At 49.3% G+C, this 21,651-nt stretch carries 18 protein-coding genes; 15 read left to right on the top strand and 3 right to left on the bottom strand.

What is annotated here, in order from left to right; all coding sequences use genetic code 11:
* The first annotated feature begins 112 nt into the window (after nt 1–112).
* A complete protein-coding gene (locus NFU07_RS13860; RefSeq protein ID WP_235198274.1) occupies nt 113–559 on the top strand; it encodes a DUF4385 domain-containing protein in 447 nt (148 codons plus the stop codon).
* Between the two features lie 77 nt (nt 560–636).
* The gene (locus tag NFU07_RS13855; RefSeq protein WP_251479069.1) at nt 637–1,554 is read left to right on the top strand and encodes a TIGR01777 family oxidoreductase; all 918 of its coding nucleotides are present in this window, start codon (nt 637–639) and stop codon (nt 1,552–1,554) included.
* A 104-nt stretch (nt 1,555–1,658) separates the two neighbouring features.
* On the opposite strand, the gene NFU07_RS13850 is transcribed toward NFU07_RS13855, so the two are convergent.
* Nucleotides 1,659–2,114 (bottom strand): GNAT family N-acetyltransferase, encoded by a 456-nt coding sequence (locus tag NFU07_RS13850; RefSeq protein WP_251479067.1) that lies wholly within the window; start codon nt 2,112–2,114, stop codon nt 1,659–1,661.
* A 73-nt stretch (nt 2,115–2,187) separates the two neighbouring features.
* The gene (locus NFU07_RS13845; RefSeq protein ID WP_251479065.1) at nt 2,188–2,991 is read right to left on the bottom strand and encodes a DUF817 domain-containing protein; all 804 of its coding nucleotides are present in this window, start codon (nt 2,989–2,991) and stop codon (nt 2,188–2,190) included.
* A gap of 111 nt (nt 2,992–3,102) precedes the next feature.
* Here NFU07_RS13845 and NFU07_RS13840 point away from each other — a divergent pair, with 111 nt between their 5' ends.
* The gene (locus NFU07_RS13840; protein WP_251479063.1) at nt 3,103–3,879 is read left to right on the top strand and encodes an alpha/beta fold hydrolase; all 777 of its coding nucleotides are present in this window, start codon (nt 3,103–3,105) and stop codon (nt 3,877–3,879) included.
* Nucleotides 3,880–3,972: 93 nt separating this feature from the next.
* A complete protein-coding gene (locus NFU07_RS13835) occupies nt 3,973–5,448 on the top strand; it encodes a protein adenylyltransferase SelO (protein ID WP_251479061.1) in 1,476 nt (491 codons plus the stop codon).
* A 209-nt stretch (nt 5,449–5,657) separates the two neighbouring features.
* Here the strand turns inward: NFU07_RS13835 and NFU07_RS13830 are convergent, their stop codons facing one another.
* Nucleotides 5,658–6,242 carry a biotin transporter BioY gene (locus NFU07_RS13830; RefSeq protein WP_251479059.1) on the bottom strand — a complete coding sequence of 195 codons (585 nt, stop codon included), beginning with the start codon at nt 6,240–6,242 and terminating at the stop codon, nt 5,658–5,660.
* A 230-nt stretch (nt 6,243–6,472) separates the two neighbouring features.
* On the opposite strand from NFU07_RS13830, the gene NFU07_RS13825 reads away from it, so the two are divergent.
* The 11 genes from NFU07_RS13825 (at nt 6,473) to NFU07_RS13775 (ending at nt 21,374) form a co-directional block, all read left to right on the top strand.
* Entirely contained in the window at nt 6,473–8,092 is a 1,620-nt protein-coding gene (locus tag NFU07_RS13825) for a glycoside hydrolase family 13 protein (protein WP_251479057.1), read from the top strand.
* 34 nt (nt 8,093–8,126) lie between these two features.
* Nucleotides 8,127–9,002 (top strand): ROK family protein, encoded by an 876-nt coding sequence (locus NFU07_RS13820; protein ID WP_251479055.1) that lies wholly within the window; start codon nt 8,127–8,129, stop codon nt 9,000–9,002.
* Nucleotides 9,003–9,174: 172 nt separating this feature from the next.
* Nucleotides 9,175–10,473: an ABC transporter substrate-binding protein gene (locus tag NFU07_RS13815; RefSeq protein WP_251479053.1), complete on the top strand. Its 1,299-nt coding sequence runs from the start codon at nt 9,175–9,177 to the stop codon at nt 10,471–10,473.
* Nucleotides 10,474–10,578: 105 nt separating this feature from the next.
* Nucleotides 10,579–11,439 carry a carbohydrate ABC transporter permease gene (locus NFU07_RS13810; RefSeq protein WP_235198283.1) on the top strand — a complete coding sequence of 287 codons (861 nt, stop codon included), beginning with the start codon at nt 10,579–10,581 and terminating at the stop codon, nt 11,437–11,439.
* Nucleotides 11,439–12,254: a carbohydrate ABC transporter permease gene (locus NFU07_RS13805; RefSeq protein WP_251479050.1), complete on the top strand. Its 816-nt coding sequence runs from the start codon at nt 11,439–11,441 to the stop codon at nt 12,252–12,254. Before NFU07_RS13810 ends, NFU07_RS13805 begins: the two co-directional genes overlap by 1 nt.
* 12 nt (nt 12,255–12,266) lie before the next feature.
* Nucleotides 12,267–13,286 carry a LacI family DNA-binding transcriptional regulator gene (locus NFU07_RS13800; RefSeq protein ID WP_251479048.1) on the top strand — a complete coding sequence of 340 codons (1,020 nt, stop codon included), beginning with the start codon at nt 12,267–12,269 and terminating at the stop codon, nt 13,284–13,286.
* A gap of 13 nt (nt 13,287–13,299) precedes the next feature.
* Nucleotides 13,300–14,919 (top strand): glycoside hydrolase family 13 protein, encoded by a 1,620-nt coding sequence (locus NFU07_RS13795; protein WP_251479046.1) that lies wholly within the window; start codon nt 13,300–13,302, stop codon nt 14,917–14,919.
* A gap of 100 nt (nt 14,920–15,019) precedes the next feature.
* Entirely contained in the window at nt 15,020–17,047 is a 2,028-nt protein-coding gene (locus NFU07_RS13790) for a penicillin-binding transpeptidase domain-containing protein (protein WP_251479044.1), read from the top strand.
* Between the two features lie 273 nt (nt 17,048–17,320).
* Nucleotides 17,321–17,800: a MarR family winged helix-turn-helix transcriptional regulator gene (locus NFU07_RS13785; RefSeq protein ID WP_251479042.1), complete on the top strand. Its 480-nt coding sequence runs from the start codon at nt 17,321–17,323 to the stop codon at nt 17,798–17,800.
* Nucleotides 17,794–19,518, top strand: coding sequence for an ABC transporter ATP-binding protein (locus NFU07_RS13780; protein ID WP_251479040.1), 1,725 nt, complete (start codon nt 17,794–17,796; stop codon nt 19,516–19,518). Before NFU07_RS13785 ends, NFU07_RS13780 begins: the two co-directional genes overlap by 7 nt.
* On the top strand, nt 19,515–21,374 hold the full coding sequence (locus tag NFU07_RS13775; protein WP_251479038.1) for an ABC transporter ATP-binding protein: 1,860 nt from the start codon (nt 19,515–19,517) through the stop codon (nt 21,372–21,374). Before NFU07_RS13780 ends, NFU07_RS13775 begins: the two co-directional genes overlap by 4 nt.
* The last annotated feature ends 277 nt before the right edge of the window (nt 21,375–21,651 follow it).

The raw sequence follows: 21,651 nt of genomic DNA, 5'->3' as shown, positions 1-21,651 counted from the left end.
TTCGCCTCTGCTTCTGTTTCTTCCTGGACTCTTTCGATTCTCTGCATTTTTCACAGCTTGAGAGGGTATGGAAGCCGTAAAGAGGAAAAGGAATTAAAGGAGTGGGAAAGGTATGGCATTCGATTACGATTTGGATTATGAAAATTTAGACCTCCGCAAGCACCCGGAACTCTACCGTGTCGGAAAAGGTGAGCAAGGAGTGCTGCTCGTCCAGCCTTATAAAAATGAAATTTTGCCGCATTGGCGATTCAAGACGCCGGCGATTGCCCAGGAATCATGCGACAAGATTTCGGAGATGTTCGAAGAGTACCGGGAAAAAGATGATTTTGTCGGCATGGACATGGCACGGAAATTCATCCAGATGGGCTATACGCGTGCACGCCGCTATACCAACTACAAAGGCGGCCGGAAATACAACGAAGACGGCAGCATCAAGGAACGGCAGATCGACCCGGAAAAAGCGGAATCGGCTGCGATTTTCAAAAAACGCTGGGATGAAATCCGGGAAGATGAAGATTACTTGAAACGCAAAAAAGAGCATCAAAAAAAGTATGGGTGATTAGGGTATAATAGGAATCATTAATACGGCAACTATCGTCTACTAAAGTAAGAAGATAATGGAAACGGGGTCATGGCATGGGAAAGAAAGTTGTATTAGCTGGAGGCACTGGATTTATTGGCCAATACCTGGAAAAACGCTTTAAAGAGCAGGGCTACGAAGTGCATATCATCTCGAGGCAATCGAACCAGATTTTATGGAACGACCACCGGGGAATCGTTGCAGCGCTTGAAGGGGCGGAATTGATCGTCAATTTAGCTGGCAAGTCCGTCAATTGCCGCTACAATGCCAAAAACAAAAAACAGATCATGGATTCGCGCATCAAAACGACAAAGCTCCTCGGAAATGCGGTTGCAGCTTGTGAAAATCCGCCGCCGCTTTGGATCAATGCAAGTACGGCAACGATTTATCGCCATGCGGAAGATCGTCCAATGACAGAAGACGCCGGCGAAATTGGCGAAGGGTTTTCGGTAGAAGTCGGCAAAGCATGGGAACAGGCTTTTTTTGATTTCCGTTTAAACCAAACCCGCCAAGTGGCGCTCCGGATTTCAATTGTCCTTGGAGCGGACGGGGGCGTGATGGGACCTTACAAGAACATGGTGCGTTTTGGACTGGGCGGCAAGCAAGGGCCGGGCAAGCAAATGTTCAGCTGGATCCATATCGAAGATTTATACCGGATGCTGGTTTTCCTTCAACAGCACGCGGAAATCGAAGGGCCGGTCAACGCGGCGACGCCGTATCCTGTAACGAACCGTGAATTGATGGAGCAAATGCGGAAATCGATGAACCGCCGAATCGGGCTGCCGGCGCCGAAGTTTATCTTAAGCACAGGCGCTGTGGTAATCGGCACGGAGACGGAACTGATTTTGAAGAGCCGCTGGGTGCTGCCGGAGAAACTCCAAAAAGCGGGCTTCGAATTCGAGTACGACACAATCGACAAAGCATTGGCGGAGATCAACCAGAAAAAGAAAAAGCTTGAACCGCAAACGAAATAAGTGAGAAGAGAGCATCCTGTGCCGGGATGCTTTTTTTCGTGGGATGAGTTGGGCGCAAAATAAAAACTCAGCGCAAGCGGCAGAACGCTTGCGCCAAGTCTTCGTCAAAGCTTCAACTTCATGCCTTCGTGCGTCGCGGAAAAACCGAGCTGTTCATAAAAATGCAGCGCTTCGGGACGTTTTTTATCGGTTGTCAGCTGGACAAGATGGCAGCCGCGCGTTTTAGCGCGTGTAATGGCGTAGCCGATCAATTGGCTGCCGATGCCTTGTCCCCGGACAGATGACGCCGTCCGGACGCCCTCGATCGTGGCGCGCCAACCGCCTTGATACGTGAGGTAAGGGGTGAACGTCACTTGCTGGACGCCGACAATTTCTTCGTCTAGACAAGCAAGGATCAATTCATTATTCGGATCGCTGTCGATTGCTGAAAATGCATCGTAGTAACTCTTAGGCAAAGGGGATTCAAAGCGCTCACGCTCGCTGCCAAGCTTGTCATCTGCGAGCATCTCAACAATCTTTTCCACATCCTCTAACCGTGCATTCCGAAACTCAATTTCCATTCCGATCGCCTCCTTTTTCCATCATCCTACCTCTACCAATAAGATAAGTGAATTCGGAAGGTAAGAAGGAAGTCTATAAGATTTTCTTATATCTCCAATGCACGCCTTTAGTTTCCCGTGGCAATTGCATAGAAGATTTTACCCGCTTCAATTGCGCCACAATGATGATGGAGATGATGACCAGCAAGAACCACGAACTGATTTTGCCGATATGGACGAGCGACCAAGCGGCTTGTTGATCCGGATATTGCCAAGCACCGAGGAAAGTCGTAATGTTCTCAGCAATCCAAATGAAAAAGCCGATTAGCAGAAACGACAGGATCATCGGCATTTTGTAGACGGCTTTATTCACCTCGAACGTCACAAATGTCCGGAAGAAAATGAAAAACAGCAAAACTTTCAAAACCCAACGGATATCGTAAGTGAAATGGTGGGTGAAGAAATTCAGATAGATCAACCCGCTGATGGTGACCGTATAGAAAGGCGTGGGCCAGCCGTATATATGGAGATCCATCCGCCGCCATGCTTGGCAAATATAGCTCGCGACGCTGGCGTACATGAATCCGCTGTAAAGGGGAACACCGAAAACCTTGCTGTAGGCCTCTTCCGGATACGCCCAGGAACCCATATGGACTTTGAAAATTTCCAGGGCGAGGCCGATCACGTGGAAAACACAGATCACTTTGAATTCATCGATCGTCTCCAGTTTGGAAACGAGCATGAAAATCTGAGCGCCAATGCAGATGAGTAGAATAAAATCATAGCGCGGCACATAGGGGATATCGATCCATTTGGACAGCGCCAGTGCACCGAAAATGATAACAGGAAACACACAGGACAGCGCCTGCAAATAACCGAAGCGCAGGAAATTCTTCATCACGCACCTCTTTTCCTATGAATGGCTTTGGAGTTAAAGACGAAAAAAATCATGCCGAGTTGCCTGTTTTTCGGGTATAGAACGTTAGATTGAAAAAGAGGAGGAAACAAGATGCCAAAAATTACAGTCAACGGCTTGGATTTGGTTTACGAAGAAACGGGGCAAGGCGAACCGCTCGTCTTGATCCACGGCCTCGGTTCAAGCCACGCCATGTTCAAAGAGGAAATGGAACAGTTCAACTCGTCGTTCCGCGTCATTGCCTACGACGCGAGAGGGCATGGCCAGTCGGGCAAGCCGGCAAAATATACCCTGAATGACCATGTTGAAGATCTGCGTGCCTTATTGGATGAGCTGAAAATCGACAAGGCGCATATTCTCGGCGTCTCGATGGGCAGCTACATCGCCCAAGGATTTGTGCTTGCGCATCCGGAACGTGTCCAAAAACTCATCTTGGTCGTTTCCAAATCGAACGGCAAAACTTCTTCGACCCAGGAATTGATCGAGCGCTACCAAGACGAAATTGACGGCATGGATGAACTTGAAACGATGGCTCACTTATCGAAATACATGTTCCACAATTTAAAAGCGGTCGGCAGATGGCAAGCAGATCTTGCGAAACTGGAAAAGCCGCTGTCATTGACCGAACAAGCTGCCGCGAATAAAGCACTCGAAGGCTTTGAATTCCGGGCTTCGCTTCCCACTGTTGCAGCGGAAACCTTGATTATCAGCGGACGCCATGATGGTTTGAATCCGCCTGAGCGCGGGAAAGAAATCGCTTCGCTTATTGCCAATTCGCGCTTTTTGGAGTTCGAGGAATCGGGCCATGCGCCAAACGTCGAGGAACCGGAGCGATTTGTGCAGGTGATCCGTGAGTTTTTGGGAGCTTAACGTAAGCGTGAAAAGCGTCATCAGCGGGCAAAAGGGGTATAGTAGAAGAACAACAAAAGCCTCCTTTGGGCTTGAGAAAGAAAGGGAGATCTGATGACGAAGCGAACCGAACGGACTCTAACTGGCTGGAATTTTGACAATAGCTATGCTCGTCTGCCGCAAGCTTTTTTCACGAAACTGAAGCCCGATCCGGTCGCAGCGCCGGAACTGGTTTTGTTCAATAAAACCTTGGCAGAAGAGCTTGGATTAGATGGGGAAATGCTGCAAACAGAAGAAGGAACCGCAATTTTCGCCGGCAATGAAATTCCGGAAGGCGCTGCGCCGCTTGCCCAAGCTTACGCAGGCCATCAATTCGGCAATTTGACGATGCTCGGCGACGGGCGTGCGGTACTGCTCGGGGAACAGCTTACACCGAACGGCCGCCGTTTTGATATCCAATTGAAAGGCGCAGGGCGTACGCCGTATTCAAGAGGCGGCGATGGCCGTGCCGCGCTCGGTCCGATGCTTCGTGAATACATCATCAGCGAATCGATGCATGCGCTTGGCATCCCGACAACGCGGAGTCTCGCCGTCGTTTCAACAGGAGAAGAGATCCGCCGTGAAACCCGTTTGCCGGGTGCGGTTTTGACGCGCATTGCAGCAAGCCATCTGCGTTTTGGAACGTTTCAATACGCGGCAAGCCGCGGCAACCTGGAAGAATTCAAGCAGCTTGCCGACTACGCCGTCGAGCGCCATTATCCGCATATTGAAGCGGGCAAAGATCGGTATTTGACGTTTTTCAAAGAAGTGGCTGAACGCCATGCGAAGCTCGTTTCAAAATGGCAGCTTGTCGGATTTATCCACGGCGTCATGAACACCGACAATATGACGATCAGCGGCGAAACAATTGATTACGGGCCGTGTGCGTTCATGAACGAATACGATCCGGCAACGGTTTTTAGCTCGATCGACCAGCAAGCCCGCTACGCGTTCGGCAATCAGCCGCAAATCACAGGCTGGAATTTGGCGCGGTTTGCGGAAACGCTCGTGCCGTTCCTGCATGAAGACAAAGAGAAAGCGATCGAGTTGGCACAAGGCGTACTGAAAGATTTTATTGAATCCTATTATGCGCATTGGTTGAACGGCATGCGGGCAAAACTTGGATTGTTCGGAGAAGAAGCGGAAGATGAGACGCTGATCGGGGAGCTATTGTCCTGGATGCATGAAAACGGCGCCGATTACACGAACACTTTCCGTTCGCTCACGCTTGGCCAAACAAGCGGTGAGGGTTTATTCGGAGCACCTAAATTTGAAGCATGGCGTGCGAAATGGCAAGCGCGGCTGGCCCGCCAAGAAGAAGGGACGGATGCATCAGAAGTCCTGATGCGCCGCAGCAATCCGTCCATCATTCCGCGCAATCACCGCGTCGAAGAAGCACTCGATGCTGCTGTACAAAACGGCGACTACAGCGTGTTGGAAAAGTTGCTGGACGTGCTCGCCGATCCTTACGCTTACAGCGAAGAGCAAGAAGAGTACACGAAATTGCCGCCGGAAGACGATGCACCTTATCAGACCTTCTGCGGAACGTGAACAGAAAAAAGACCATTCGCTGGGCGAATGGTCTTTTTGTATGGGGTTATTTGGAAGCTATAGCTGAACGAAAATAAACGCGGGCTAAGCGCAAATAAACTTCCGTTAAGCGCAAATAAACTTCCGTTAAGCGCAAATAAACTTCCGTTAAGCGCAAATAAACTCAGGTTGAACGCAAATAAATGCAGTTTAAGCGCAAATAAATGATCTCACTTGAATCGCTGCACAATCGGACGCAAGCGGAAGCCGAAAATTCCGGCGAGCACAGCCAAGATGAGGTCTTTTGGCAGCGGCACGGCCATCCATGCCCAAGCAAGCTGATACGTGAAGCCTTCTGGAGCAGCGAACCACAATTTATAGGCTGCGTACATCCAGTTCGTGCCGATCAAATAATTCACCGCTGTGCCGACTAAGGCAGCAGCGATAAAGCCTGTACGCGACGGGAATTTCTTCACGACCATGCCTGCGATAAATGCGACAAATACGAATGATACGATAAAGCCGAATGTCGGCGAAATCAAGGTATCCATGCCGCCGGAAAATCCAGCAAAGACAGGAACGCCTGCCAACCCGATAAATGCGTAGACGATCATTGAAATGGCGCCCATGCGACTGCCGAGCAAAATGCCGGCGAGAATGGCGAAGAATGTCTGCAGCGTGATCGGCACCCCTCCGATAATTAAAAATGCTGAGATATTCGCACCGATGGCCATCAATGCTGAGAACATGGCGATATGGATTAATTGCAAAGTTTTCGAATGATTAGCCGTTCTCGATGTTGTGGTTGTCGTCATAATTTCTTTCCATCTCCCTTTGGCACTTGGTTTAATCCGGTAAATCTATTTTCAGTATAATCAAGCAAAATATTTGAGTCAACTAAATTTTTAATTAGGTTAACACATAAAAATGCTTCATCTATCTTTTTTCGCACTAAGCTTTTATTTCATCCTCCTGCAAAATTCGCAATTCCAAAATATTCGCGCATTATGTTAGAATAACGAAAACTTAAGGGAAGAGGGATAGAATGGGAGAATGGTGGAAGAAATCGGTTGTGTATCAAATTTATCCGCGCAGTTTTATGGATTCAAACGGCGACGGGATCGGAGATTTGCAGGGGATCAATCAGAAGCTGGATTATTTAGCAGGGCTGGGTGTCGACATTTTATGGCTGTCGCCGATCTACGATTCGCCGAATGACGACAACGGCTACGACATCCGCGATTACCAAAAAATCATGGAAGAGTTCGGGACGATGGAAGATTTCGAAGAGCTGCTTGCAAACGTCCATCAGCGCGGCATGAAGCTCGTCATGGACTTGGTCGTCAACCACACGTCCGATGAACATGAATGGTTTACGAACCATCCCGAATATTACATATGGCGAGACGAACCGAATAATTGGCGGTCGATTTTCAGCGGGCCGGCGTGGGAATACGATGAGCGCCGTGAACAATATTATCTGCATTTATTCTCCAAAAAGCAGCCTGATTTAAACTGGGACAATCCGGTGGTCCGCGAAGAAGTGTACCGCATGATGCGCTGGTGGCTCGACAAAGGCATCGACGGTTTCCGTATGGACGTCATCAATATGATTTCAAAGGACCAAAGGTTTCCGGATGCGATCGACGGCAACAGCGAGCCGTATTTCCTCAACGGACCGAATGTCCATAGCTATCTGAAGGAAATGAATGAACAAGTGCTGTCGCATTATGACATCGTCACGGTCGGCGAGACGCCAGGGGCCACGACGGAAGATGCCAAGCGCTACACCGCCGCGGACAATAAAGAATTGAATATGATTTTCACGTTTGAACACATGAACTTGGACCAGCATTCCGGCGAGAAATGGGATTTCAAGCCGCTTGAACTGACGGACCTGAAAAAGAATCTGGAAAAATGGCAGCTGGCCCTGCAAGAAGAAGGATGGAACAGCCTGTACTGGAATAACCACGACCAGCCGCGCGTCGTCTCGCGCTTTGGCAATGACGGAAAGTACCGCATCGCATCAGCGAAGATGCTCGCCACTTGCCTGCATTTCATGCAAGGGACCCCCTATATCTATCAAGGCGAAGAACTCGGCATGACCAATGTGCAATTTGAGTCGATCGGCGATTACCGCGATATCGAAACGCTGAACATGTATAAGGAAAAACGCGAACAAGGCGTGCCGGAAGAAGACATTTTGAAAAGCATCCACGTAAAAGGACGCGACAATGCCCGTACCCCGATGCAATGGTCGGATGCACCAAATGCAGGATTCACGACAGGGACGCCGTGGCTGCAAGTAAATCCGAATTATCCGGAGATCAATGCGGGCCATATCACCGATGAGGAGTCCATTTATGCTTATTACCGTTTGCTGATTTCATTCCGCAAAACGCTCGATATCATCACGGACGGCGATTTCACTTTGCTGCACCGGGAAGATCCGGAGCTGTTCGCCTACAACCGGAAAGCGGGCGAAGAGAAGCTCACCGTATTCTGCAACTTCTCGGAAAGTACGAGGCGCGTTGGTTTGCCGGAAGGCGAGCGATTGATCGGCAACTACAAGCAGCTTGAAGAAAATGGCGAACTGGTTCTGCGTCCTTACGAAGCTTGTGCGTTTTTGAAAAAAGGATCGACGCTTTCCGAAAATCAGGTATGATGGAATTAATTCAGACGGAATTCAGGAGGAATTTATGAGAAAAGTATTGGGCGTAGATATCGGCGGAACGAAAATCCGCATGGGGGTCATTGATGAAACCGGGAAAGTCGAAGTGGACGAGCAAGTGCCGACGCTATTCCCGCTGTACGAATACTTGGAGCAGCAAGTGCTCGGCATGTTGGCGCGGCATCCGGAAATCGATGCGATCGGCATCGGAACGCACGGCTTTGTCGATCCGAAAGCAGGCCGCATCATTTATTCCGCTGAAACTTTGCCTGGCTGGACCGGCACGAATTTAAAAGAGCAGATGGAACGAGCGACAGGCAGACGGGTCGAAGTGGAAAATGATGCGAATAGTGCCGCGCTCGCTGAAGCGAAGTTCGGTGCTGCAAAAGGCTATAGCCGTGTTCTTTGCTTGACGCTCGGCACAGGGCTTGGCGGCGGCGTCATTTGGGACGGTAAGCTGTTGAGCGGCGGGCCGCACGGGGGAGCAGCAGAAGTCGGACACATGATTCTGCATCCGCACGGCGCATTATGTGCTTGCGGACGCCATGGCTGTTTCGAGCAATACGTGTCCGGCACGGGGCTTCGCCGGCGCATCAAAGAAGCGGGGCTTAACATCGCGCCTCAGGATCTATTCGTTGAGGCGGCAACCAATCCGGAGGCAGAGGCAGTCGTCGAAGGCTTCACGGAAGATTTGGCGCTCGTCCTCAGTACGATGCAGGCGATGCTGGATATGGAAGTGGTCGTCATTGGGGGCGGCGTTTCAGAGTCAGCCGGCCTTTGGTGGGATTCGTTGATGAAGCATATGGAACCGCTTCTTTTAAACCCGCTGGAAGTGAAAGTGGCCCAGTTTGAAAACGAAGCCGGCATTTTAGGCGCAGCATTATTAGTGCTCGATCAAGCGTAAAATAAAATCGTAGCGCAATGAAAAATTTTTAAATTTGCATATTGTGCAAACGTTTTCATTGTGTTACGATTCTTTTAATCAATAACGGAAGCGCTCAAAAAGTTCGTTTCCATTTTTTATTTGCCACTTCGTGCAATCGTTTGCACAAACTAAAACAAAGGGGGATTTACACATGAAGGAATTTAAGTTCAGCAAAGGGTTGCTCGCATCATTGCTTTTGACGACAGGGATTTTGGCAGCATGCGGAAACGGGGAAGATGCTTCTTCTTCGGACGAAGATAAAGTCACGGTTGATGTTTTCCAATTCAAAGTTGAGTTCAAAGACCAGTTTGAAGATGTGGTCGCTTTATACGAAAAAGAAAACCCGGACGTTAACATTGATATTACAACAGTCGGCGGCGGGGAAGATTACGGCGCAGCACTTCGTTCGCGCTTTGCTTCAGGCAACGAACCGGCAATCTTCAATATCGGGGGACCGCAGGACGTTGCGGATTGGAAAGACAATTTAACGGATCTGACAGATACAGATGCAGCTGGCGCGGCGCTTGATGGAACGCTTGACGGGGTGACGGTCGAATCCGAAGTTCTTGGATTGCCTTATAACCAGGAAGGCTACGGTTTCATCTACAATACGCGTTTGTTTGAAGAAGCAGGAATCGATCCAGCTTCAATCACGGATTTTGCAAGCTTGGAAGAAGCAGTGAAGACGCTTGATTCGAAAAAAGACGAACTTGGGCTTGATGCGGTATTCGCATTGCCAGGGAAAGAAGCTTGGGTGACGGGGCTTCACTTATCCAATACATTCATCGCACCTGAATTCGAGCACAATGTACTCGATGCATTCGATGCACCAAAAGTGGAATTCGAATACGGCGATGCATTCAAAAAGATTTTAGATCTGCAAAACGATTATTCAGCACAGCCGACAGTGAGCTTGGACTATTCGCAGCAAGTGGAAGAATTGTTCTCGCTTGAGCGTGTCGCGATTATCCAGCAAGGAAACTGGGTTTACGGTTCAATCGCTGGCATCGACCAGGAACTTGCAGACAGCGGCGTTGGCTTGATGCCGATTCCGGTTGATGGCTACGACGAAGGCGGACTTCCAGTCGGCGTTCCAATGTATTGGGGCGTAAACTCGAACCAGGACGACGAAGTTGTGGAAGCGTCTAAAGACTTCTTGAACTGGCTGTACACTTCGGATGCAGGGAAAAATGCGGTACTCGAAGACTTTAAATTCATCCCGGCTTACGAAGGCTACGATACAACAAAAATCACAGATCCAATGTCTAAAGCAATCTATGAAGCAGCTGAATCCGGCAACACGATCGGCTGGGTATTCATGGGCTATCCAACTGGATGGGGCGAAGATGTTCTTGGCGCCAATATCCAGAAATACTTGAGCGATGAAGCGGACTGGGAAGAAGTCGTGGATTCTGCTAAAAAAGCTTGGGAAACTGAACGCAGCAAATAACTCAGTTGGCGCTTCTGTCCAACTGGCCAACCGAGCAAAGCAGCCTGCGTGCTGCTTTGCTTTCTCTTTACCGCTTTTCTCCAATGAAAGGATGTGCTGACCAAAATGCGCACAAAAGATATTTCCTACTGGCTGTTCCTGGCTCCGGTGTTGATTGCTCTATTCTTAGTGGTTGTCGTGCCGATGCTATTGGGCGTCTATTATTCATTCACTTCTTGGAACGGCATTGTCACAGGTGATTTTGTCGGACTTCAGAATTACATCGATTTGTTCAAAGACGAGCGTTTCATGGACGCACTTTGGTTTACTACGAAATTCTCGATTGTCTCCGTCATTTTGATCAACGTCATCGGCTTGTCGCTTGCGTTGCTTGTCACTTCTTACTTAAAGACCAGCAAATTGCTGCGGACGATTTTCTTCATGCCGAACTTGATCGGCGGCTTGATCCTCGGATTCATCTGGCAGTTTATCTTCATTAAAGTATTTGCGAGCGTCGGTGAAATGATCGGCATGGAAAGCCTGCAAGGCTGGCTTTCAACAACCGAAACCGGATTTTGGGGACTGGTCATTTTGATGAGCTGGCAAATGGCCGGCTACATCATGGTCATCTACATCGCTTACTTGGAAGGCATGCCGAAAGAATTGCTTGAGGCGTCAGAAATTGACGGAGCTTCAACAGTCCAGCGCTTCCGCTTTATCGTGTTCCCGCTGGTTGCACCGGGTTTCACAGTCAGCATGTTCCTGACCTTATCAAATGCGTTCAAGCTATACGACCAAAACTTGTCGCTGACTGGCGGCGGACCGTTCAACTCAACGGAAATGGTCGCAATGGAAATCTTCAAAACGGCGTTTACACAAAATGATTTTGCTTTTGCGCAAGCGAAAGCGGTCGTGTTCTTCATCATCGTCGCGATTATCGCTCTCCTGCAAGTTTATTTCAATAAACGCAAGGAGGTCGAAATGTAATGCGCAAAAAAAGAAATTACAAATTAGAGATCCTCGGGATTTTCCTCGCTTTGATTTGGCTGGCGCCATTTTACTTGATGATCGTCAACTCGTTCAAATCGAAACGTGAAATCTTCACCAACACGATCAGTTTGCCGGAATCGTGGAATCTGGACAATTACATAGAGGCATTCCAGGAACTCGATTTTCTTCGGACTTTATTCAACTCCTTGCTTATCACGATTTCGAGTGTGGTCTTGATCATCATCTTTTCAGCAATGGCGGCATATGCACTGTCCCGCGTGAAAAGCAAAATCAGCACCATTCTTTTCTTCACCTTTGTAGCAGCGATGCTGATTCCGTTCCAATCGGTGATGATTCCACTTGTGACGGTATTTGGACGATTTGAAATGCTGAACCAGGGCGGATTGATTTTCATGTATATCGGTTTTGGGGCAAGTCTTTCGATTTTCCTGTATCATGGAGCATTGAACAATATCCCGAAATCATTGGATGAAGCGGCGACGATTGACGGAGCGAACCGCTTCCAGGTGTTCTGGTTTATCATCTTCCCGATTTTAAAGCCAATCACGGTAACGGTCGCAATCCTCAACATTATCTGGATTTGGAACGATTACCTCTTGCCTTCCCTGGTCATCAATACGCCAGGCAGCGAGACGATTCCGCTTAAGATGTTCTTCTTCTTCGGTGAATATACGAAGCAATGGCATTTGGCAATGGCTGGTTTGACCTTGGCAATCGTGCCTGTCATCATCTTCTATTTCTTCGCCCAGCGGTCAATCATCAAAGGGGTATCAGATGGAGCGGTGAAATAAGGAGGTGCGGTCATGGCGATTACGATTAAGGATGTAGCAAAGCGCGCGGCGGTGTCTCCGGCCACGGTTTCACGGGTCATTGCGGACAATCCGCGCATCAGCGAAAAAACGAAAAAGAAAGTACGGGAAGCGATGGAAGAGCTCGGATATTTTCCGAATTTCCAAGCCCGAAATTTAGTGGCCCAACGGAGTCAAACCCTTGGCGTTATTATGGCGAACTCTGCTACACTGGCTTTTCAGAATCCTTTTTTTCCGGAAGTTCTCCGGGGAATTTCGGTCAGCGCGCACAATAGCCAATTCGGCCTTTATTTGTCGACAGGCGCAACCGAACAGGAAGTTCTGGAAGAAGTGAAAGCGATGGCGCAAGGGAAAAAAGTGGATGGCATCATCTTGCTTTACTCGCGCATCGGCGACAAAGTCATGGAGTATTTGAACGATAGCGGCTTGCCATTTTCCATGGTCGGCCGCCCTTATAAAAATGCGCATCAGATTTCATACGTCGATAACGATAACGTCAAAAACGCCCGCGATGTGGTCGAGTATTTTATCGGACTTGGGCATAAGCGAATCGCTTTTGTCGCTGGCGAAAACGATTTTGTCGTTTCCATCGACCGTTTGGAAGGCTATAAACAAGCGCTAGCCGCACATTCATTGGATTTTGACTCTCGGTACATTGTCACACAGGAAATGATGCAAGGCCATGGACCAAAAGCGATTCTCCAGTTAATGAAGCTTTCCGAGCCGCCGACAGCAATCGTCACGCACGATGATTTGGTGGCCTACGAAGTGATCGGCTATTTGGAGGACCTTGAAATCAATGTGCCTGGCGATGTATCGATTATTGGGTTCAATAATCATACATTATCGGAACATTTAAAGCCGCCGCTCAGTTCCGTCGACATTTCCATTTACGACTTGGGGCTTGAAGCGGCGAATTTAGCCATAGAAAAAATAATGGACAAGACAGCACCTGCGAAACAAGTCGTCGTCTCGTCGCGGTTGATTGAACGCGGATCGTGCCAAAGTCTTTGAAAGGGATTTAATTATGAATAAGAAATGGTGGAAAGAAGCAGTCGCATACCAAGTGTATCCGCGGAGTTTTATGGATTCGGATGGCGATGGCATCGGAGATTTGAATGGCATCACAAGCAAATTGGATTATTTGAAAGACTTGGGCATCGATGTGATCTGGATTTGTCCGATGTACAAATCGCCGAATGACGATAACGGCTACGACATCAGCGATTACCAGGACGTTTTGGAAGAGTTCGGGACGATGGAAGATTTCGACCGCTTGCTTGAAGAAGTGCATGCACGCGGCATGAAGCTGATCATCGATTTGGTCATCAACCATACGAGCGATGAGCATCCTTGGTTTACCGAATCGCGGTCGTCGAAAGACAATCCGAAACGCGACTGGTACATCTGGCGCGACGAACCGACAAACTGGGAAAGCATTTTCGGCGGTCCGGCATGGGAATTTGATGAAAGGACAGGGCAATATTATTTGCACCTTTTCTCGAAAAAACAGCCGGATTTAAACTGGGAAAACCCGGAAGTCCGAAGAGCTTTATTCGATATGGTCAATTGGTGGCTCGATAAAGGTGTTGACGGGTATCGTGTAGATGCCATCAGCCACATCAAAAAAGACTTCACCAATATGCCGAATGCAGAAGGCAAAGAATATGTGCCGGCTTGGGAAAAGATGATGAATGTAAACGGCATCCAGCCGCTGCTTGCGGAACTCCGCGATGAGACTTTTGCAAAATACGACATCATGACCGTCGGTGAAGCGAATGGCGTCCAAGCGAAGGATATCGAAGAATGGGTCAGCGAAGAAGAAGGCAAATTCAATATGGTCTTCCAGTTTGAAGATATGGGCCTTTGGAACACCGAACTTGAAAATGGCATCAATGTGCGCGGCGTGAAAGAAGTGCTGACACGCTGGCAAAAAGGCGTAGAAGGCATCGGCTGGAATGCGCTGTTCATTGAAAACCACGACCGTCCGCGCATCGTCTCGACTTGGGGCAATGACAAGGACTACTGGCGCGAAAGTGCGACGGCTCTCGCGTGCATGTATTTCTTCATGCAAGGGACGCCGTTCATCTACCAAGGCCAGGAAATTGGCATGACCAATGCGCCGTTCAATGAAATCGAACATTATAACGATGTGAAAACCCATAATCTTTATTTCTATAACCGCGCAAACGGCATGGACCACGATTCTGTCATGACCTTGATCAAAGCGACAAGCCGCGATCATTCCCGCACACCGATGCAATGGAATGCAAGCGAGCATGCCGGATTCTCGACAGCCCGTCCATGGCTCGGCGTCAATCCGAACTACGATTGGCTGAACGTGGAAGCGCAGCAACAAGATCCGCGCTCCATCCTTTCGTTCTATAAACAGATGATCTGGATGCGCAAGCATATGGACGTGCTGGTATACGGCAGCTACGAGCTTGTCGAGCTCGGCCATGAATCGGTTTATGCGTATCTCCGGGAAGATGAGAACGATAAAGTGCTCGTCGTTTCAAACCTCGGCCAGCATGCTTGCCTATGGGATGAGCCGGAAGACGCAAACTTGCTGCTTGCGAACTATTCTCATATTGAACCGCAGCAATTGCTCCCTTACGAAGCACGTGTCTACAAACTAATCAAATGATTCCAGCACCCGGCAGCCTCTCAAACAGGCTGTCGGGTTTTGTTTTCTTCTTATAGAAATATTGGTAATATAAAGAAAAGAATTTGTTAGGAGGTTCAATATGAAGAAAATCTTGTTCGGCTTCTTGGTTTTATTCCTCATAGCCGTGCTTGCGGGCTGCCAGGAAAAAACGACGCCGGAAGAGCGATTGGCCGAATACATAAGCCATTGGAATAAAGGCGAATTCGCCGATATGTATAACGACTATTTAAATGCCGGAACGAAAGAAGCTTTTCCAGCGGAAGAATTTGTCGACCGGCAAGAAAAGCTCCAAGAGGACCTTGGCATAGATAAGATGGAAGTCACCTACGAAAAACCGGCAGAAGATGCCGAGTGGGACCCTGAAAAACCAGCGGACTTCCCGATCCATGTGAAAATGGAAACGATGGCGGGTCCGGTAGAATTTGATAAAACAATCACGCTGTTAAATGAAACACGGGGCGACGAAGAGGGGTGGTTCGTGGAATGGGACCAGTCGTTCATTTTCCCGGAACTCGAACGCGATGACGAAATCGGCTTTACCCGGATTCCGGCATACCGCGGTGAAATTGTGGACCGCGACGGCTTAGTGCTGGCGAAAAACGGCACGGGCTACAGCATCGGCATCGTGCCGGAGAAATTAACGGATCCGTCGAAGAAAACGGAAATCGCTAAACTGCTCGGAACAACCGTCGAAGCGATTGATGCGGAATTGAACCAGTCATGGGTCAAACCTGAATTATTCGTGCCAATCGGCAAAACCGCCGCGACGAATGGCGCTTTAATCGATAAATTGGTCGCCATTCCTGGAGTGGGCGCACGCACGATTGAAATGCGCGAATATCCATACGGTCCAGCCATGGCGCATCTCACCGGCTATACGGGCGCCATCTCAGCGGAGCAGTTAGAAGAGCTGAAAGACAAAGGCTATACCGAAACCGATCAGATCGGCCGCCGCGGCTTGGAAAGTTTGCTTGAAGACCGCCTGCGCGGAACGGACGGCATGCAGATTTACATCAAGAAACCGCAGGAAAACGCAGAGCCGGTCATTATTGCGGAACAGGAACCGGTAGAAGGCGAGACGGTGAAGCTGACGATTAACGCTTCGCTTCAAAAAGCGGCCTACGATTCCATGAAGGGCGAAACGGGCTCAGCCGCTTCAGTCGATCCAAAAACGGGAGAAGTGCTGGCACTTGTCAGTTCGCCCGCCTATGACCCGAACGAATTTGTCACCGGCATAAGCGGCGCCCGCTATAAAGCATTGGAAGAGGATGCGAAAAACCCGCTCTTCAACCGCTTTGCCCAAAGCTATGCACCGGGTTCGACGATGAAACCGATCACGGCGGCGATTGGCATGGAAGCGGGAACGTTGAAGCCGGAAGAAGGTTTGACAATCAACGGCCAAACGTGGCAAAAAGAAGAGTCATGGGGTTCTTACCGGGTTTCGCGCCTTCACCCGGATGTGCCAAACCCGATTGATTTGAATAAATCCTTGGTTTACTCGGACAATATTTACTACGCGCAGCAAGCACTCAGAATGGGGCGTGAAACGTTTACTGAAGGCTTGAAGAAATTCGGCTTCGGGGAAACCGTGCCATTGGAAGCGATGGAATTGACGCCTTCGCAAATTTCCAATGACGGCAGCATCGGTTCAGAAGGCCAGCTAGCGGATACTTCGTTCGGGCAAGGCCAGATGCTCGCAAACATTCTGCATCTCGCAATGATGTATGAACCGTTCGTGACGGACGGCACCATGTTGAAGCCGACGCTCTTATTCGATGAAGAAGACGGGCAAGTATGGAAAGAAGGATTGATGAGCGCAGATACGGCAGCAACGCTTCGCACAGCGATGCGAAACGTCGTCGTCGATGGCTACGCACAGTCAGCGAATCTCGATAATATCCCGCTTGCCGGCAAAACCGGAACCGCCGAATTGAAAGCGGCCGGCGAAGCACGCGGCAAAGAAAATGGATTCTTCGTTTCTTTCAACACGAAAGATCCGAAATTCATCTTAGCGATGATGGTTGAAAACGTCGAAGACAATGGCGGCAGCGACTACGTCGCAGCAATGGCTGCAGAAGTCTATAAATTGATGGCGACGAGCCGTTAAGCAAATAAATGAAGGAACTGCCACGCGGCGGTTCCTTTTTTTATGGGTGGAAGTTGATTTCGAGGTGTTGAAGATTGATTTCGCAGCGTGCAAAGTTGATTTCGAGATGTACAAGGTTGATTTCACGGACCAATGAGTTGATTTCATCTTTCAGAAGATCAAAGCCTCAAGCTCAATCCGTTGACTATCCACAAATTTAGCAGTATATTAAATAAACCAAAACGAACAGTTCCGAAATGAACAGTTTAATTTCGGAGAGAAAGAGGCGACGAAATGATCCAGCAAGATGAGAAGTTTTTAAAGTCGGCGCAGCTATTGTGCTCATTTGCCGGGATTCACCGGAACATGCTTCGCTATGTCCAGAAGACAGCAGTGGACCACGGCTTGTCAATGCCACAATATACAATATTTATGACGCTCGCGCGGACGACCGAAATGACCCAGAAAAAGATCGGGAAGAAGACCATGCTTCCGAAAAGCACCTTGAGCCAAGCGGTTGATGGGTTGGTGCGTGATGGCTTGATCGACCGGGAACAAGTGGAAGGCAACCGGCGGGAAACGCTGTTGTCGCTGAGTCCGCTTGGCGCCGAATTAATCGAGAAAATTCATCAGCATGAAGGCGGCGTCCATCAAGTGTTTCAGGAAATCACAGAGTCGCTGTCAGAGGAGCAATACGAAAAATTGCTGGAAGTCCATCAGCACATCAATGAAAAATTAGCGAATAAACAACAAGAGGAGCGGCATAAATGCTGAAAATATTAAAGAACTTAGCACCTTATAAATGGCTGGTCGCAGCCGTTGTGGTGTTGATATTCGGGCAGTCGATGGCGGATTTGTTCTTGCCGACCTTGATGGCTGATATCATCGACAACGGGGTAGTCAAAGGAAATATTCCTTATATTTGGGAAATCGGCGCATGGATGCTGCTTATCTCGGCTCTTGGAGCTGTAGCAGCGATAGCCGCCAGTTTTTATTCATCCAAAGCAGCAATGGGCATGGGGCGCGATTTGCGCCGCAAAGTATTCAATCATGTAGAAAAATTCTCTTTGCAGGAATTTGACGAAGTCGGAACGGCATCGCTTATTACGCGGACGACGAACGACATCACGCAAATCCAGCAAGTGGTCATCATGCTCTTGCGGATGGTCATCAGTGCACCGATCATGCTGACAGGCGGATTGATCATGGCGATTTCAAAAGACGCGAAATTGTCGCTGGTCATCGTCGCCGCAATGCCGGTATTGGTCGGCGCAATTCTGCTCATTTTGAAAAAAGGGGTGCCGCTTTTCCAGGAAGTCCAGAAACGCTTGGACCGTTTGAACTTGGTGCTCCGCGAGAACTTGACGGGCATCCGTGTGGTGCGCGCGTTCAACCGGGAAAGGGAAGAAAAAGCCCGGCTCCAAAAAGCGAACCGCGATTTGACCGATGTGTCGATCCGGGTCAATAAAATCATGGCATTCATGATGCCGATCATGATGCTCGTCATGAACTTGACCGTTGTCGGCGTCATTTGGTTCGGCGGCATCCGCATCGACAACGGCGGCATGCAGATCGGTGATTTGATGGCGTATATCCAATACGTCATGATGATCATGTTCGCACTCGTCATGGCATCGATGATGTTCATGATGGTGCCGCGCGCAGCTGTTTCAGCGAAGCGGATCAATGAAGTATTGGACATGAAACCGGCGTTCCAGGATTTGGGCAATGAAAAAGCGGATCGCGAACGCGGTACGCTGGAATTCGACAACGTCACATTCAGCTACCCGGGTGCAGAAGAACCGGCACTCAGCAACATCAGTTTTAAAGCGAAACCGGGTGAAATCACGGCGATCATCGGCGGAACCGGCTCCGGCAAGTCAACGCTGATCAATTTGATTCCGCGCTTCTATGATATTTCAGAAGGGGCGATTCGCGTCAACGGTGTGGACATCCGCCAAGCGACGCAAGATGAAGTCCGTTCGAAACTCGGCTTTGTGCCGCAGAAAGCCATTCTGTTCACCGGCTCAATTGCGGACAATATCCGCTTTGGCAAGCCCGATGCAACACCAGCAGAACTCGAGCACGCGGCATCGATTGCGCAAGCGAACGAGTTCATCAGCGGTTTAAAAGAAGGATATGATACGGACATCGAACAAGGCGGCTCGAATTTATCAGGCGGCCAGAAACAGCGGCTCGCAATCGCCCGTGCGCTTGTACGGAAACCGGATATTTATATATTTGACGACAGCTTCTCTGCCCTTGATTTCAAGACCGACGCGAAACTCCGTGCGGCATTGAAAGACGAAACGAAAGATGCAACCGTGTTATTGGTTGCCCAGCGCGTTAGCACAGTCGTCGATGCTGACCGCATCATCGTCCTTGAAAAAGGGCGAATGGCCGGCATGGGCACTCACGAAGAATTGATGAAAAACAACGAAGTCTACCGAGAAATCGCGTATTCCCAGCTGTCAGAGGAGGAAATCGCATGAGTAATGGAAAACGGCCTCAAGGCGGGCGCCCCGGCGGCGGACATCCGGGCGGACCACCCGGCATGTCGATGCCCGGTGAAAAACCGAAGAACTTCAAAGCGACATTCAAGCGTTTATTGCGCTACTTAAAACCGCGCCAAAACCGGCTCATCGCCGTATTTATTGCGGCGATCCTATCGACGGTCTTCATGATCGTCGGCCCGAAAATCATGGGGATGGCCATCACGGAATTGTTTGAAGGGGCATACAATAAGCTGACGGGATCCGGCACCGGCATCGATTTCGGCACCATCGGCCAGATTTTGCTGCTGCTCGCTGGGCTCTATGTATTCAGCAGTTTGTTCAACTACATCCAGCAATACATCATGTCGACGGTGGCACAAGATACGGTTTATGACCTCCGCCAAGATGTGAATAAAAAATTGGAAAAGCTGCCGCTCAATTATTTCGACAGCCGGCCGAACGGGGAAATCCTTAGCCGCATGACGAATGACATCGATACGATCGGCAGCACCTTGCAGCAAAGTTTGACGCAGTTCATCACTTCCGTTGTGACGCTGGTCGGAATCATCATCATGATGCTGACGATCAGTCCATGGCTGACATTGATCGCCTTCGTTTCTTTGCCTTTATCGCTATTTGTCATCCAGCCGATTTTAAAACGGTCGCAAAAGCAATTCGCGAACCAGCAAAAATCGCTTGGTGAACTGAACGGCCATATCGAAGAAATGTACACCGGCCATTCCGTGGTGAAAGCTTTCGGCCACGAGAAAAAAGCGGTGGAGCAATTCGATGAAGTCAATGAAGAATTGTATGAAGCGGGCCGCAGAGCCCAGTTCATCTCCGGGATCATTCAGCCGTTGATGACTTTGATCGGGAACTTCAGCTACGTCGTCATCAGTGTAGTCGGCGGGATTCTCGTTACGCAGCGTGCAATTTCAATCGGGGATATCCAAGCATTCATTACGTACTCGAAACAGTTTACGCAGCCGATCATGCAGACGGCGAATATCGCGAACATCATTCAATCGACCGTTGCCGCAGCAGAACGCGTCTTCGAACTATTGGATGAACAAGAAGAACAGAAAGACAGCACAGCGCTGCACTTGGAGCGTGCAAAAGGCGAAGTTGTTTTCGAAAACGTCGACTTCGGCTACGGCGAAGAGTTGCTGATCGAGAACATGAACATCCAAGTTGCACCCGGGCAGACAGTTGCCATCGTTGGTCCGACGGGTGCCGGCAAAACGACCTTGATCAATTTGCTGATGCGTTTCTACGAATTGAACGACGGCAAAATCGAAATCGACGGCCTCGATACACGGGACATGTCGCGCAATGAATTACGGCAAAACTTCGGCATGGTGCTGCAGGATACATGGCTCTTCAACGGCACGATCCGCGACAATATCGCATACGGCAAAAACGGTGCAACCGAAGAAGAAATCGTTGCTGCAGCGGATGCTGCGCACGCCGATCATTTCATCCGAACCTTACCGGACGGCTACGATACCGTATTGAATGAAGAAGCATCGAATATCTCGCAAGGCCAAAAGCAATTATTGACGATTGCGAGAGCGATTCTTGCTGATCCACCAATCATGATTTTGGATGAGGCAACATCGAGCGTCGATACGCGGACGGAAATCTTCATCCAAAAAGCGATGAACCGCTTGATGGAAGGCCGCACAAGTTTCGTGATCGCCCACCGTCTGTCGACCATCAAAGACGCCGATCTGATCTTGGTCATGGACAAAGGGAATGTGATCGAACAAGGAACACATACCGAATTGCTCGAACAAGACGGCTTCTACGCTGATTTGTACAACAGCCAGTTTGCTGAGAAAGTGGCGATATAAGTGGAGAGACCCCTTGCGCAGTTGATGCGTGAGGGGTTTTTTGTGAGTGGGATGATTTCGAAGGGGAGTGGGGTGATTTCAGCTGGAGTTTGGGTGACTTCGCAGCAGGAAAGGTTGATTTCGAGTGAGTTTGGGGTGACTTCGCAAAGTTAGGGGGAACTCATCGTAGTTATAGAGCAACTCATCCACTTTTGAGGGAAACTCAAAAAAGTTTGCGAGCAACTCGCCAAGAAAATCAAAAGATCAATTTGAAAAAGCCATCGCCAAAGCGATGGCT

Source organism: Planococcus sp. NCCP-2050 (assembly GCF_023708025.1).
Classification (GTDB): domain Bacteria; phylum Bacillota; class Bacilli; order Bacillales_A; family Planococcaceae; genus Planococcus.
Note: the sequence above shows the minus strand (reverse complement) of the source record. Positions and strands in the feature narration are given on the sequence as shown.

What these genes read in the sequence shown, in the direction of transcription:
- NFU07_RS13825 (WP_251479057.1), top strand. Translation starts at nt 6,473, where the DNA reads ATGGGAGAATGGTGGAAGAAATCGGTTGTGTATCAAATTTATCCGCGC.
- NFU07_RS13805 (WP_251479050.1), top strand. Translation starts at nt 11,439, where the DNA reads ATGCGCAAAAAAAGAAATTACAAATTAGAGATCCTCGGGATTTTCCTC.
- NFU07_RS13845 (WP_251479065.1), bottom strand. Translation starts at nt 2,991, where the DNA reads ATGAAGAATTTCCTGCGCTTCGGTTATTTGCAGGCGCTGTCCTGTGTG.
- NFU07_RS13810 (WP_235198283.1), top strand. Translation starts at nt 10,579, where the DNA reads ATGCGCACAAAAGATATTTCCTACTGGCTGTTCCTGGCTCCGGTGTTG.
- NFU07_RS13795 (WP_251479046.1), top strand. Translation starts at nt 13,300, where the DNA reads ATGAATAAGAAATGGTGGAAAGAAGCAGTCGCATACCAAGTGTATCCG.
- NFU07_RS13855 (WP_251479069.1), top strand. Translation starts at nt 637, where the DNA reads ATGGGAAAGAAAGTTGTATTAGCTGGAGGCACTGGATTTATTGGCCAA.
- NFU07_RS13790 (WP_251479044.1), top strand. Translation starts at nt 15,020, where the DNA reads ATGAAGAAAATCTTGTTCGGCTTCTTGGTTTTATTCCTCATAGCCGTG.
- NFU07_RS13785 (WP_251479042.1), top strand. Translation starts at nt 17,321, where the DNA reads ATGATCCAGCAAGATGAGAAGTTTTTAAAGTCGGCGCAGCTATTGTGC.
- NFU07_RS13840 (WP_251479063.1), top strand. Translation starts at nt 3,103, where the DNA reads ATGCCAAAAATTACAGTCAACGGCTTGGATTTGGTTTACGAAGAAACG.
- NFU07_RS13830 (WP_251479059.1), bottom strand. Translation starts at nt 6,242, where the DNA reads ATGACGACAACCACAACATCGAGAACGGCTAATCATTCGAAAACTTTG.
- NFU07_RS13800 (WP_251479048.1), top strand. Translation starts at nt 12,267, where the DNA reads ATGGCGATTACGATTAAGGATGTAGCAAAGCGCGCGGCGGTGTCTCCG.
- NFU07_RS13815 (WP_251479053.1), top strand. Translation starts at nt 9,175, where the DNA reads ATGAAGGAATTTAAGTTCAGCAAAGGGTTGCTCGCATCATTGCTTTTG.
- NFU07_RS13850 (WP_251479067.1), bottom strand. Translation starts at nt 2,114, where the DNA reads ATGGAAATTGAGTTTCGGAATGCACGGTTAGAGGATGTGGAAAAGATT.
- NFU07_RS13820 (WP_251479055.1), top strand. Translation starts at nt 8,127, where the DNA reads ATGAGAAAAGTATTGGGCGTAGATATCGGCGGAACGAAAATCCGCATG.
- NFU07_RS13860 (WP_235198274.1), top strand. Translation starts at nt 113, where the DNA reads ATGGCATTCGATTACGATTTGGATTATGAAAATTTAGACCTCCGCAAG.
- NFU07_RS13835 (WP_251479061.1), top strand. Translation starts at nt 3,973, where the DNA reads ATGACGAAGCGAACCGAACGGACTCTAACTGGCTGGAATTTTGACAAT.
- NFU07_RS13780 (WP_251479040.1), top strand. Translation starts at nt 17,794, where the DNA reads ATGCTGAAAATATTAAAGAACTTAGCACCTTATAAATGGCTGGTCGCA.
- NFU07_RS13775 (WP_251479038.1), top strand. Translation starts at nt 19,515, where the DNA reads ATGAGTAATGGAAAACGGCCTCAAGGCGGGCGCCCCGGCGGCGGACAT.